At 59.7% G+C, this 13,287-nt stretch carries 10 protein-coding genes; 6 read left to right on the top strand and 4 right to left on the bottom strand.

All coding sequences use genetic code 11. The features are described from left to right. Positions 1 to 163: 163 nt before the first annotated feature. The 6 genes from KGA97_RS05755 to KGA97_RS05730 all read left to right on the top strand — a co-directional run bounded on the left by KGA97_RS05755 (position 164) and on the right by KGA97_RS05730 (position 6,629). Positions 164 to 916 (top strand): hypothetical protein, encoded by a 753-nt coding sequence (locus KGA97_RS05755; RefSeq protein WP_223480361.1) that lies wholly within the window; start codon positions 164 to 166, stop codon positions 914 to 916. Positions 917 to 1,061: 145 nt separating this feature from the next. Next, the gene (gene cobG, locus KGA97_RS05750) at positions 1,062 to 2,369 is read left to right on the top strand and encodes a precorrin-3B synthase (protein WP_223480360.1); all 1,308 of its coding nucleotides are present in this window, start codon (positions 1,062 to 1,064) and stop codon (positions 2,367 to 2,369) included. Then, the gene (locus tag KGA97_RS05745) at positions 2,362 to 2,988 is read left to right on the top strand and encodes a precorrin-8X methylmutase (protein ID WP_008038718.1); all 627 of its coding nucleotides are present in this window, start codon (positions 2,362 to 2,364) and stop codon (positions 2,986 to 2,988) included. The genes cobG and KGA97_RS05745 overlap by 8 nt, the downstream gene beginning before the upstream one ends. Next, on the top strand, positions 2,988 to 3,719 hold the full coding sequence (locus tag KGA97_RS05740) for a precorrin-2 C(20)-methyltransferase (protein WP_032828913.1): 732 nt from the start codon (positions 2,988 to 2,990) through the stop codon (positions 3,717 to 3,719). Before KGA97_RS05745 ends, KGA97_RS05740 begins: the two co-directional genes overlap by 1 nt. After that, positions 3,719 to 5,422, top strand: coding sequence for a precorrin-3B C(17)-methyltransferase (gene cobJ / locus KGA97_RS05735; protein WP_223480359.1), 1,704 nt, complete (start codon positions 3,719 to 3,721; stop codon positions 5,420 to 5,422). Before KGA97_RS05740 ends, cobJ begins: the two co-directional genes overlap by 1 nt. A gap of 415 nt (positions 5,423 to 5,837) precedes the next feature. Next, positions 5,838 to 6,629 carry a hypothetical protein gene (locus KGA97_RS05730; protein ID WP_223480358.1) on the top strand — a complete coding sequence of 264 codons (792 nt, stop codon included), beginning with the start codon at positions 5,838 to 5,840 and terminating at the stop codon, positions 6,627 to 6,629. Positions 6,630 to 6,675: 46 nt separating this feature from the next. Here the strand turns inward: KGA97_RS05730 and KGA97_RS05725 are convergent, their stop codons facing one another. The 4 genes from KGA97_RS05725 to purH form a co-directional block, all read right to left on the bottom strand. Then, complete coding sequence (locus KGA97_RS05725) at positions 6,676 to 7,272, bottom strand: MarC family protein (protein WP_008031249.1); 597 nt, start codon at positions 7,270 to 7,272, stop codon at positions 6,676 to 6,678. Positions 7,273 to 7,336: 64 nt separating this feature from the next. Then, positions 7,337 to 10,114 (bottom strand): hybrid sensor histidine kinase/response regulator, encoded by a 2,778-nt coding sequence (locus KGA97_RS05720; protein ID WP_223480357.1) that lies wholly within the window; start codon positions 10,112 to 10,114, stop codon positions 7,337 to 7,339. Between the two features lie 99 nt (positions 10,115 to 10,213). After that, positions 10,214 to 11,509: a phosphoribosylamine--glycine ligase gene (purD, locus tag KGA97_RS05715; protein ID WP_084319205.1), complete on the bottom strand. Its 1,296-nt coding sequence runs from the start codon at positions 11,507 to 11,509 to the stop codon at positions 10,214 to 10,216. A 154-nt stretch (positions 11,510 to 11,663) separates the two neighbouring features. Further along, positions 11,664 to 13,271, bottom strand: a complete 1,608-nt coding sequence (purH, locus tag KGA97_RS05710) for a bifunctional phosphoribosylaminoimidazolecarboxamide formyltransferase/IMP cyclohydrolase (RefSeq protein ID WP_223480356.1) — start codon at positions 13,269 to 13,271, stop codon at positions 11,664 to 11,666. Between the last annotated feature and the right edge of the window lie 16 nt (positions 13,272 to 13,287).

Genomic DNA, 13,287 nt, shown 5'->3' with positions numbered 1-13,287 from the left:
ATCTCTATTCATCTGCATAAAGCGGCATATGATAACGCGGCAGACGCGGAGGCGAGTAATAGAATGTTTTAAGTTGGTTTGATTAGTCTGTAGCTGGTCGTAGTTAAGTTATGTAGTTTGAATATTCATGCACTCATTTGATAATGGTTGAAAGGAATTGACTATGGTTATTGATAAAACAGGGAGCCTGGACTTGATGGCTTATTCCGATGCGTTCAACCGAGACTTCGCGCCACGGCAAACAAAGAACTCTCGACTTTACGCCTCTCAGGATCAGCAAGGCGCTGCCGGGTCGCTATTGGGCGGCAACCTGGTCAGCACGGCCAGAGGCGTGTCGCGTCAGGACAAGCGTGACGTCAACTCCAGCGTGCGTTATGCGCAGTGGTATGCGAGTCAGCAGCGCAATAGGGACACAGATCCGCAAGGCTGGTTTTCCTTGTTTGCCGTGGTGTTATGGGACTTGGGTTGGGAAATTGACGAACGCAGGGTTGTCGAGAAAAGTTACAGTCACTTTGCAGGAAAAGTAACTCAGATTTATTTGAACAGAATTGCCGCTGTTAATAGTCAGATGGCGATAGTTGCAAAAGACATGTTTGATTCATTGTTGGCTAATTCGTCGGCGCTTTGGTCATTGGCCACCGAAAGTCTGCGTGGCAGGGAGTTTTCCATTGCCCCCGCTGAATACGACAAACAAGGGAAATTATCACTGGACCTGAATGACTTTTCGCTTCGGGCGCTGGCGCAGCGGGAAGATTTCCTGTTTTGGGACTGGAAGGAGGGCAACGTGACGCTCACGCATCGAGCCGCCCCTTTCACCCTGAACAGGGCACGCTTCGATAAAGTCCGCCCGGAGTTGAACGATCGGCTCGACCGGATCGCTGACGCCATTTTCGAGTTTTATTCAGAGCGCCTGTGAGGGAGGCCGCCTGATGGATTCAAGGTCGGAGCAAATGCGACACGTGGTCTTATGATGCTGCGCGGCAAAGCAGGCATAATACCGCTCGCCTCCGACGGGGGGCGCTCCCACTTCAGATCCGGTCATCCCTTTGAACGAACTCCCTATGTCCCGCGCTTTACGCCCCTCGGCCTGTCCGGGGCTGCTGCGTATCGTCCAGGCCAGAGACGGCGGTATCTGCCGGATAAAACTGGCGGGCGGCACCCTCACTTCCGAGCAGGCCAATGCTGTCGCCGAAGGTGCGCAGCGTTATGCCGGCTCAGTGATCGAGGCCACTAACCGGGCCAACCTGCAGATTCGCGGCATCGTCAAAGAGCAGGAAGCGTTGATCGAAAGTCTGCTCGCCGCAGGCCTTGGCCCTTCGCATGCGGCGGGCGACGATGTACGTAATCTGATGCTGAGCCCGAGCGCGGGTATCGATCGGCAGATGCTGTTCGACACGCGTGAATTGGCCACACAGATCCTCGCCACCTTGCAGGGGCAAGAACGCTTTCACGACCTCAGCGCCAAATTCGCCGTGCAACTGGATGGCGGTGAACGCCTGGCGATGCTCGAACACCCCCACGATCTGTGGTTGTCCGCGGTCGAGCGAGAGGGCGAGCGATGGCTGGCTTTCGGTCTGGCGGGATGCCCCACCGATCAACCGGCCGGTCGTGTTCCACTGGAAGATGGCCACGCGCTGGTGGTCGCCGTGCTGGAGCTTTTCCTGGAACTGGCGGGACCTGAACACACGCGGATGCGCCACTTGCTGGTCGACGTCCCTCAAGCCGAATTTCTCGCTCGCCTCGCCGAGCGACTGCCTTTCCAGCCCGTTAGCATCTGGCAACGTTCAGTCAGTAACGAGGTGCTGCACATTGGCGCGCACCCGCAGGCGCAAGCCGGTCATGTCTATGTCGGGGGCGTGCCGCCTCTCGGACGACTCGATAGCACCATGCTTCGGGGCGCCGCTCGACTGGCGCAGGAATACGGCGATGCAACGCTGCGGTTCACGCCATGGCAAAGCCTGTTGTTACCGAACATTCACCACGACAACGCCGATGAAGTCATCCGCCGCCTGCACGAGTTGGGCCTGGTCTGCGATGCCGGTCAGGCCTTGTCGCGGTTGATTGCCTGCACTGGCTCGACGGGCTGCGCCAAGGGCCTGGCCGATACCAAGCAGGACGCTCTGCAACTGGCCGCATTGCTGCAACGCCATGGTCAGCTGCTGAGCGTGCATCTGAGCGGTTGCCCGCGTTCCTGTGCCGCCGCGCACAGTGCGCCGGTCACTTTGCTGGCCGTCACCCCCGGTCATTACGACCTCTATTTTCGCGAAGCGGGGCAGCCGGGTTTCGGCGCCCTGCACGCACGCAACCTTACTATTGAAGCGGTCGACGCCTTGCTCGACGCCCGCTCACGGAGCCCCCTTGATGCTTGATTACATCCGCGACGGTCAGGAGATCTATCGCAACTCCTTCGCGATCATTCGTGCCGAGGCCAACCTCGAGCGAATCCCGGCCGATCTGGAAAAACTCGCGGTGCGGGTGATACACGCCTGCGGCATGGTCGATGCGATTGACGGCCTGCAATTTTCGGAAGGCGCGGGCAAGGCCGGGCGCGATGCTTTGGCCGCCGGTGCACCGATCCTGTGTGATGCGCGGATGGTCTCCGAAGGCGTGACCCGCACGCGTTTGCCGGCGAACAATGAAGTCATCTGCACCCTGCGCGATGAAAGCGTTCCGGAGCTTGCCCGTGAACTGGGCAACACCCGTTCCGCCGCCGCGCTGGAACTGTGGCGCCCGCACCTGGAAGGTAGCGTGGTGGTGATTGGCAACGCGCCGACCGCACTGTTTTATCTGCTGGAAATGCTCGACGCCGGGGCGCCGAAACCGGCACTGATCCTTGGCTTCCCGGTAGGCTTCGTCGGTGCCGCCGAATCCAAGGCCGCACTCGCCGCCGACAGTCGCGGTGTGCCGTTTGTCATCATGCAAGGCCGGCTGGGCGGTAGCGCCATGGCCGCCGCCGCCGTCAATGCCCTCGCCACGGAGATCGAATGATGCAGCAACCTGGACGTTTGATCGGCCTCGGCGTCGGCCCCGGTGATCCGGAACTGATTACAGTCAAGGCCCTGCGCCTGCTGCGCGAATCGCCGGTGGTGGCGTACTTCGTTGCCAAGGGCAAAAAGGGCAACGCCTTCGGCATCATCGAAGCGCATTTGCAGGACGCTCAGACCCTGCTGCCGCTGGTGTATCCGGTGACCACCGAAGCCTTGCCGGCACCGCTGTCCTATGAAGAGGTGATCAGCGATTTCTACGATGCGGCCGGCGAAGAACTCGCCGCGCACCTGGATGCGGGCCGAGACGTGGCGGTGATCTGCGAAGGCGATCCGTTCTTCTACGGTTCCTACATGTACCTGCACGATCGTCTGGCCGAGCGATATGAGGCCGAAGTCGTGCCCGGTGTCTGTTCGATGCTCGGCGGCGCTTCGGTACTTGGCGCGCCGTTGGTGTATCGCAATCAAAGCCTGTCGGTGCTGTCCGGCGTGTTGCCGCACGATGACCTCAAGCGGCGTCTCGCCGATGCGGATGCGGCGGTGATCATGAAGCTGGGGCGCAACTTTCCCAAAGTCCGTCAGGTGCTGGAAGAACTCGGGTTGGCCGAGCGCGCGCTGTATGTCGAGCGCGCGACCATGGCCAATCAGAAGATCGTACCGCTGGATCAGGTCGAACCGATGTCCTCGCCGTACTTCTCGCTGATCATCGTTCCAGGTGAAAGGTGGCAAGGCTGATGACTCGTCCAGTTCCGGCGATTGTCATTCTCGGCAATGGCAGCCTCGCGACCGCACGTAAAATTCAGCAGGTGTACCCGGGCGCCTTGATCCACGGTCTGGCCGAGCGGGTCGAGGGCGCGGACCGCATCTATCACGAGTTCGGCGCGACCCTGCGTGAGCTCTATCAGCAGGACACGCCGATCATTGCCCTGTGCGCCGCTGGCATTGTGATTCGCACCCTGGCGCCGTTGCTGCTGGAAAAGGGCGCCGAACCACCGGTGCTGGCCGTTGCTGAAGACGGCAGCGCAGTGGTGCCGTTGCTGGGCGGTCTGGGCGGCGTGAACGTGCTGGCGCGAGAAATTGCGGCTGCACTGGACGTCGCGGCGGCGATCACCACCAGTGGCGAATTGCGCTTCGGCACCTGCCTGCTCAATCCACCCAGCGGTTATGCCCTGGGCGATCTGGAACTGGGCAAGCGCTTCGTTTCCGATTTGCTGGCCGGTGAAACGGTGCGCATCGAAGGCGCGGCCCCGTGGTTGGCGCAGGCGCAGTTGCCCGAGGACCCGCAGGCGCGGCTGGCCGTTCACGTCGGTCATGCCGAGCGTACGCCGGCAGCCAACGAGCTGTTGATCTATCCGCGCAACGTGTTGGTGGCCGTCGGTACCGGCGTGGCCGATCTGCCGAATGCGATTCGCGAGGCGTTGCATCAGGCAAAGATCGCCGTGCAATCGGTGGCCTGTCTGCTGGCCGCCGATAGCGAAATGTCGAGTGCGGCGCTGCGTGAAGCAGCGCTTGAGCTGGGTGTGCCGCTGCGTTTTGGCAACGATGTCGGCGCAGTCAGTGAGCTGGCACGCAACGCCCTCGGTCAGTCTGTGAAGATCTTCGGCGACGACACCCTTGCTATCGCAGTGGCCGAGCAACCTCAGGACCCATTGTCGATCGGGCGTCCTCGCGGTCGTCTGGCGGTGATCGGTCTTGGCCCTGGTGCTGCCGAGCTGATGGTGCCGGCGGTCAAGGCCGAACTGGCGCGCGCCAATGATGTGCTCGGTTACGAAACCTATGTGCGCATGGCCGGCCCGTTCCGTGCGGATCAAGTCATGCATTGCACCGACAACCGCGAAGAGATGCAGCGTGCGCGCCACGCGTTTGAACTGGCGGCACAAGGACGGTCGGTGGTGGTGGTTTCTTCCGGTGATCCGGGAGTGTTCGCCATGGCGGCTGCGGTGCTCGAAGCACTTCACGAGTCCAGCGATGCCGCGTGGCACAACGTCGATCTGGAAATTCTGCCGGGGGTTTCTGCTTCACTGGCGACGGCGGCTCAGGCCGGTGCGCCGCTGGGGCATGACTTCTGTGTGTTGTCGCTGTCGGACAACCTCAAGCCTTGGGAGATCATCGAGAAGCGTCTGGACCTTGCATCACAGGCCGACCTCGCCCTGGCGTTCTACAACCCGATCTCTCGGTCCCGTCCATGGCAACTTGGCCGGGCGCTGGAGATCGTCGCGCAATACCGCACACCTGCGACGCCGGTGGTGTTGGGGCGTGACATCGGTCGCCCAGGACAGACACTGCGAGTGACGACGCTTGGCCAGTTGACCCCGGACCAGGTGGATATGCGCACCATGGTCCTGGTGGGTTCGTCTACGACCTGCGTGTTTTCGCGTATGGGGGGTGGTGACTGGGTGTACACGCCGCGTTGGTATGGAGAAAAGCCTGCCACCTGAAGCGTTGCGCTTCGCTAAAAAAAGCCACGGCCGGGTTTCCACTCGATTTGCCGTGGCTTTTTCTTTGCGCTGTCGTAAAAAACATTCGCCGTAGGGTGTAGGTTAATTCCTGAATGAATAGAGGGTATTTATCTTCTAGCGCTTTTGGTGAGTCGGATTATTTACCTTTCTGTGTAAGTTTGGTTCTTGTTTTTTAATGGGGCGTGCAGGCGTGTGCGGATCTATTGGGGTTTGCCGTTGTTTTGTTTTTATTGATTTGTTGTAATTGATTATGGGTTGTTACATCTCGGTATTTATAGATTGTTTTGTGGCTTTTTTATAAGTTCTGGTGCTGTTGAATCTATCCGGTGGGTGCGATAGTTTTTCGATGAAGCCAGTTCGGCTTTTATATATATTTGAATTTAAGGTTTATAAGATGAATAAAATGAATGAAGCAGAAGCCAGTTTGTATTTCGATCAATGTCTTGAGCAATGTCGAGCCAAACTTGAACTTGCCGGTCCGAAAATCCAGGCGCGCTCTGCAGTAAAGTTGCCGATTGATCGGGATGAATTGAATGCCGCCATCATGGGCAGTGGCATCGTTGGTTTTCTGGAGGGGATGTCGAGGCGTAACAAACGCATTGTAAAAAACACCTACGCCTATGCCGATATTGCCTCAAAACTTCTATTTCCGGGGAAGGCAGAGAAGGTTGCTCGCTACGAGTGCTTTAAAAAATTGCTGTTTGCCATGGGCTGGACTGAGTATCACAGTGCGTTCACTCAGTACAAGTCAAGTACTGCCAAGTTGACGATGGATAATGTTGCGCTGGATATTGTTTATTCTGTCGCCGGTGGCGTTGCGGGTTCTGCTGGGGGCGCGTTGAAAGTTGTAGCGGAAAAAACCATTGAGGCGCTGAAAAAGCAACCTGATGCGGTCAAGCTATTTGAACGTCATGCTGTCGAATCCAGTGGTGCGAACTTCGGTGTGTCTGTGTGCAAACAAGACGAAGACGCTGAAGTTACGATGGCCGTAGGCACAGTGCGTTACGACTCATCGGTCAACAATACCAAAGTTATTTTTGTCGAATGGAACAGCTCTGACGTTGAGATGTATCAAGGTAAAGCGCTCTTTACCATTCATGAGGAGGACTTGCGCAAAGAGGCTGAGTGCATCAAATACCTCGACGATCTTCGCGAGGCTGTGTTCATGGAGTTTTCGCCTGTTTAAAAGAACCGGGTTGCCAGAGGCATCAAGCCTCTGGCATTCCATCGTCCTACGGCACCAGATACCCTTTCACACCGGTGAAAATGATCTGCGCCGCCAGTGCACACACAAACAACCCCATCAGGCGACTGACAATCTGCAAGCCCTGGTCGCCGAGAATGCGTTCGATGCGGTTCGACAGGTAAAGCACCACACCGACGGTAAAGCTGGCCAGGGCAATGCTGAGGATGGCGGTGAGCTTGTCATCCCAGTGGGGCTGGCTCACGCCCATCACCAGCAAGGCGCCGATGGTGCCGGGGCCGACGGTCAGGGGGATGGTCAGCGGGACGATGGTGACGTCCTGCTGCACGTTATCGGTCTGGACCGCCGACTTGCCCTGGGCCATGCCCAGCGCAGAGATGAACAGCACGCTGCCGGCACCGATGCGGAACGCATCCACGGTAATGCCGAAAACACTGAAAATGTACCGTCCGAACAAGTACAGCAAGACACTGGAAATCAGTGTGGCCGTTGCCACTTTCCAGGCCAGCCGCCGTTGTTCCTTGCGCGAATAACCGCGGGTCAGGCTGATGAAACAGGACAACACGAAGAACGGGCTGTAGAGCACCAGCATCTTCAGGTAAACGCTGAACAACACGTGGAGCATGATGCAGGCTCACTGGCGAGAGAAGTCGTGGGGGAGTCTATCAGGCGTTGCAGGGTCTGTCGGCTCAGGACGGTTGTGTTGCCGTCCGTTGCTGCTGATCGCGCTGGGCAACCCAATGTTCGATCAGTTCGCGCAACTGCGACAGCTCGACCGGTTTGGCCATGTGGCCGTCCATGCCGGCCTGACGTGCGCGCTCTTTATGCTCGGCGAGGATGTGTGCGGTCAATGCCACCACGGGGGTGCGAATCCGCTGGTTGCCGACTTCCCAGGCACGCAATTGCTGGGTGGCGGAGAAACCGTCGAGGATCGGCATTTCACAATCCATCAGCACCAGGTCGTAACGTTGGGCTTTCATTGCCTGCAAGGCTTCTTCGCCATTGCTGGCGGTGTCCGGTTGCAGGTTGAGTTTGCCCAGCATGCCGCGAATCACCTTGGTCGAGATGCTGTTGTCTTCGGCGACCAGAATGCGGAAGTCGCTGGGAACCTTGACCGGCAGGGTCGGGCCGGTGGATGGGAACTGCGATACCGCGAGGCCCTTGTTGCGTTGATTCAGTTCATCCGCCAGCGTGGTCTTCAAGGTGTAGCCGGCCACCGGTTTGGCGAGGATGCGCTTGATCCCGGAGTTGCGCGCGATGATCTTGCTCGGCGCATTGCTGATGCCCGTGAGCATGATCAGCAGGATGTCGTGGTTCAGGCTCGGGTCTTCCTTGATCTTGGCCGCCAGTTGCATGCCGGTCATGCCGGGCATGTTCTGGTCCAGCAGGACCACATCGAAGTAATCGCGCAGGTGAGCCTTGGTGCGCAGCAGCGCCAGGGCTTCCTTGCCGGACGGCACCGCGCTGACATTCAGGCCCCAGGCACTGCACTGCTGCACCAGCACCTTGCGGCAAGTGTCGTTGTCGTCCACCACCAATACCCTTGCGCCTTGCAGCGGGCCATCGAGGTCGGACGTCGGGTGTTCGAGGCGGTCGGGGTCCAGCGGCAACGTCAGCCATAAGGTGCTGCCCTGGCTGGCGCCGCTCTTGATGCCGAATTCCCCTTGCATCAGGCGAATCAACTGACGGGCGATCACCAGCCCCAGGTTGCCGCCCAGGCGGGTGGTCGAGAGGAAGTTCTTGCTGTGCAGTTCGGCGTGCATCAGCGCGTCGCGCTCCTCGGCATCCATCGGCTCGCCGCTGTCTTGTACGGCAATGCGCAAACGCGGTTTGGCCGTGCGCTCGTCGAGGGCGACGACAATCAGAATCTCGCCTTCGTCGGTTTTCTTCAGGGCGTTTTCCAGCAGGCTCAGCAGCGTCTGGCGCAGGCGCGTCGGGTCACCGCTGATGACCCGCGGCACTTGTGGCTGGATAAAGCTGATCAGCTCGACGTTCTGCTGTTCGGCCTTGGCGCGGAAGATACTCAGGCAGTCTTCGATCAGTGCATTGAGATCGAACTGCACATCGTCGAGCTCGATCTGCCCGGATTCGAGCTTGGAGATGTCGAGAATCTCGTTGATCAGGGTCAGCAGTTCGTTGCCGGCGCTGTGAATGGTTTGCACGTAATCGCGCTGCTTGACCGAGAGTGGCGTGCCCAACAACAGTTCGGTCATGCCCAGTACGCCATTCATCGGGGTACGGATTTCATGACTGATCTTCGCCAGGAATTCGGCCTTGGCATTGATCTCGGCGTTGCTGGCGGCCAGATCGCGGCTGACGCTGAAACGGTCTTCGGTGATGCTGCGCTGGCGTTCGCTCAGGGCAATGCTCATCAACAGGCCGCTGATGCAAATGAACACCAGCAGGGCAATGATCAGGCCTTGCGGTTCTACCAGCGTCAGGCCGAGCAGCGCCGGCAGGATAATCAGCGTACCGACGTTGAACACCACCATGGCGGCCACGAACAGCCGGGCCGGGCGATAGCCTTTTTGCCAGTGCCAGGCGCTGACGAACAACATCGTGAGCCCCGCGAGGGCGACCAGCGCGTAGGTGATGATGTTCAGCGGCAGCGTGTTGACGAACAGCAGCAGCAGACCGCAAGCCACAATGAACAGGATGTCGCCCAGCAGCAGCTTGTTCAGCGGGTGCGGGCCGAGCGGGGCGAAGAAACGGTAGGCAAACATCAGCCCGCACGGTGCGGTCAGCAGCAGGGCGAGGTAAGCGCCCGGGGTTTGCACCGCATGCCAGTCCGACAGCCATGGGCCCGCGAGATTCAGCAGCAGCGCCAGGCTGATCATCAGCAACGCTTCACAACCTGCCAGCCACAGGCTGCTGCGCGACCGGGTGTAAGCGTAACGGATCAGGTTGTGCAGGATCAGCATCCCGATGCAGCCGAACAGCAGACCGTAAATCAGCGTCTGGCTCTGATTGGCTGCGGTCATGATTGCCGATTGCAGGGTGATGTAAGGCCGCATCTGGTGGTCGGACACCAGGCGCAGGTAGACGTCGAGGGGTTTGTCGCTTTGCGGCAACGGCAACATGAAGTCGCTGTTGGGTAACGGCCGTTCTGCCTGAGGCTGTTCGGTGCCGGTGTTCAATTGCTCGATCAGCTTGTCGCCGTCCAGCACATAAAGATTGAGGTGCGACAGGTCGGGAGCGAACACCTGCAGCAACTGCTCATGCTTGCCGGGTGCCAGCCTGAAGCGTAGCCAGAGTGCACCACCGGGCTCGGCCGCGGTGAGGCGTTCGAGTTCGATGGGGCTGAATTGATTGGTGAAACGAGCGGAACGGATGTCGCTGAGTTGCAGGTCGCCCTGTTCGTCAAGCAATAGCGCCCAGCCACTGCCTTGCGCGGCCTGGGCCGAAAGCATGCAGAGCAGCGTCAGCAGCGTGACTGTGAAACCTATGGCAATCCTGAGCCAGCGCACGGCGAAATCCCTTCGTAGGTTGATGCCAGAATATAACTATGCGCGGCGCCGGAATAGTCCGGCAAGGGCCTGAATCCCAAGCCCTGCCGAATGGATCGCTTATTCCTGATTTTCGCCACGCTCACGGGCAATGGCACGGTAGCCAATGTCCTTGCGATAGAAGCAGCCTTCCCAGTCAATCTTCGCGGCCAGCTTGTAAGCCTGCTGCTGGGCAGCATCAACGCTGGCACCCATGGCAGTGGCGCAAAGTACCCGACCGCCGGCCGTCACCACTTGACCGTCCTTGAGCGCAGTACCGGCGTGGAAGACTTTGCCTTCCAGCGCTGCGGCTGCATCCAGACCGTTGATGGCGACGCCTTTAGCGTAGTCGCCAGGATAGCCGCCTGCCGCCAAAACAATACCGACGCTCGGGCGTGGATCCCATTGGGCTTCGACCTTGTCCAGCGCTTGCGCCAGGGCCGCCTCGACCAGCAACACTAGGCTCGACTGCAAGCGCAGCATAACCGGTTGGGTCTCAGGGTCGCCGAAACGGCAGTTGAATTCGATGACTTTTGGGTTACCAGCCTTGTCGATCATCAAGCCAGCGTAGAGGAAACCGGTGTAAACATTGCCTTCCTCGGCCATGCCGCGCACGGTCGGCCAGATCACCAGGTCCATGACGCGCTTGTGCACTTCGCTGGTGACGACTGGCGCAGGGGAGTAAGCACCCATGCCGCCGGTGTTCGGGCCGGTGTCGCCGTCGCCGACGCGTTTGTGATCCTGGCTGGTGGCCATCGGCAGGACGTTCTTGCCGTCGACCATGACGATGAAGCTGGCTTCTTCGCCGTCCAGGAATTCTTCGATGACCACGCGCGAACCGGCGTCGCCAAACGCGTTACCCGCGAGCATGTCGCGCACGGCGTCTTCGGCTTCGGCCAGTGTCATGGCAACGATCACGCCTTTACCGGCGGCCAGGCCATCGGCCTTGATCACGATCGGTGCGCCTTTTTCACGCAGATAAGCCAGGGCTGGCTCGATCTCGGTGAAGTTCTGGTAGTCGGCGGTCGGGATCTTGTGGCGTGCCAGGAAATCCTTGGTGAAGGCTTTCGAACCTTCCAGCTGCGCGGCGCCAGCGGTCGGACCGAAGCAGTCCAGGCCACGGGAGCGGAACAGGTCGACGACGCCGGCAACCAGCGGCACTTCCGGACCGACGATGGTCAGGGAAACGTTTTTCTCGGCGAAGTCGGCCAGTTGCTCCAGTGCGAGCACATCGATAGCGACGTTTTCGCACTTGGCTTCAATGGCGGTGCCGGCGTTGCCCGGAGCCACGAAAACTTTCTGCACGCGCGGATCCTGAGCCACTTTCCAGGCCAGGGCGTGTTCACGGCCACCGCTGCCAATGATCAAAACATTCATTTCAAAAACCTCGGATGACGCTAATTCTGTTGAGCGCCGCAAGGGCGCTTTTCTGTGGGAGCTGGCCTGCCGGCGATGCAAACAACTCGGTTTATCGGCTAAACCGAGGGGATGCTATCGCTGGCAGACCAGCTCCCACAGTTGATCGTCGTGCTTAGTGACGGAAGTGGCGCATGCCGGTGAACACCATCGCGATGCCGGCTTCATCAGCGGCGGCAATCACTTCAGCGTCACGCATCGAGCCGCCTGGCTGGATCACCGCAGTGATGCCGACCTTGGCCGCGTTGTCCAGGCCGTCGCGGAACGGGAAGAACGCATCGGATGCCATGACCGAACCCGCCACCTGCAAGCCGGCATGTTCAGCCTTGATCGCGGCAATGCGCGCGGAGTTCACGCGGCTCATCTGGCCTGCGCCGACACCGATGGTCTGACGGTTCTTGGCGTAGACGATGGCGTTGGACTTGACGTACTTGGCGACTTTCCAGGCGAAGATCAGGTCGTGGATTTCCTGTTCGGTCGGTGCACGCTTGGTCACGACTTTCAGGTCATCGGCGCTGATCATGCCGATGTCGCGGCTCTGTACCAGCAGGCCACCGTTGACGCGTTTGTAGTCCCAGGCAGCGGCGCGGTCAGCCGACCACTCGCCGCAGGCCAGCAGGCGCACGTTGGCTTTTGCCGCGACGATGGCGCGGGCTTCTTCGCTGACGCTCGGGGCAATGATCACTTCGACGAACTGACGCTCGACGATCGCCTTGGCGGTCTCGGCATCCAGTTCGCGGTTGAAGGCGATGATGCCGCCGAACGCGGATTCAGTGTCGGTGGCGTAGGCCAGTTCGTAGGCCTGACGGATGCCGCCTTCGGCGTCCGGGCTCACGGCAACACCACACGGGTTGGCGTGCTTGACGATCACGCAGGCCGGCTTGACGAAGCTCTTCACACATTCCAGCGCGGCGTCGGTGTCGGCCACGTTGTTGTAGGACAGCTCCTTGCCTTGCAGTTGGGTCGCGGTGGCGATACCGACTTCGGCAGGCTTGGCTTCAACGTAGAACGCCGCGCTCTGGTGCGGGTTCTCGCCGTAGCGCATTTCCTGAGCCTTGATGAACTGGCTGTTGAAGGTGCGCGGGAACTCGCTGCGACCTTCGGTGCTGAGGGTGTCAGCGGCCTGGTTCACGGTGCCCATGTAGTTGGCGATCATGCCGTCGTAGGCAGCGGTGTGTTCGAAGGCCTTGAGCATCAGGTCGAAACGCTGAGCGTAGGTCAGGCCGCCGGCCTTCAGGCTTTCCAGCACGTTGGCGTAGTCGCTGGCATTTACCACGATGGCCACGTCTTTATGGTTTTTTGCCGCGGAACGGACCATGGTCGGGCCGCCGATGTCGATGTTCTCGATGGCGGTCGGCAGGTCACAGCCTGGCTTGTTGATGGTGGCTTCGAACGGGTACAGGTTGACGGCCACCAGATCGATCGGCTTGATGCCGTGTTCGTTCATGATCGCGTCGTCGATACCGCGACGACCGAGGATACCGCCGTGGATTTTCGGGTGCAGGGTTTTCACCCGACCGTCCATCATTTCTGCGAAACCGGTGTAATCCGCGACTTCCACTGCGGCAACGCCGTTGTCACGCAGCAGCTTGAACGTTCCGCCGGTGGAGAGGATCTCGACGCCCAGGGCTTCAAGCTCTTTGGCGAATTCGAGGATCCCGGTCTTGTCGGAAACGCTGATCAAGGCGCGGCGGATCGGCAGGCGGGTAGTCTGGTCGGTCATTTCAATTTCCATCAAA

The organism is Pseudomonas sp. BF-B-15 (genome assembly GCF_019946675.1).
In the GTDB taxonomy this organism is placed as follows: Bacteria; Pseudomonadota; Gammaproteobacteria; order Pseudomonadales; family Pseudomonadaceae; genus Aquipseudomonas; species Aquipseudomonas migulae.
This window is presented reverse-complemented; position numbering and strand designations above follow the sequence as displayed.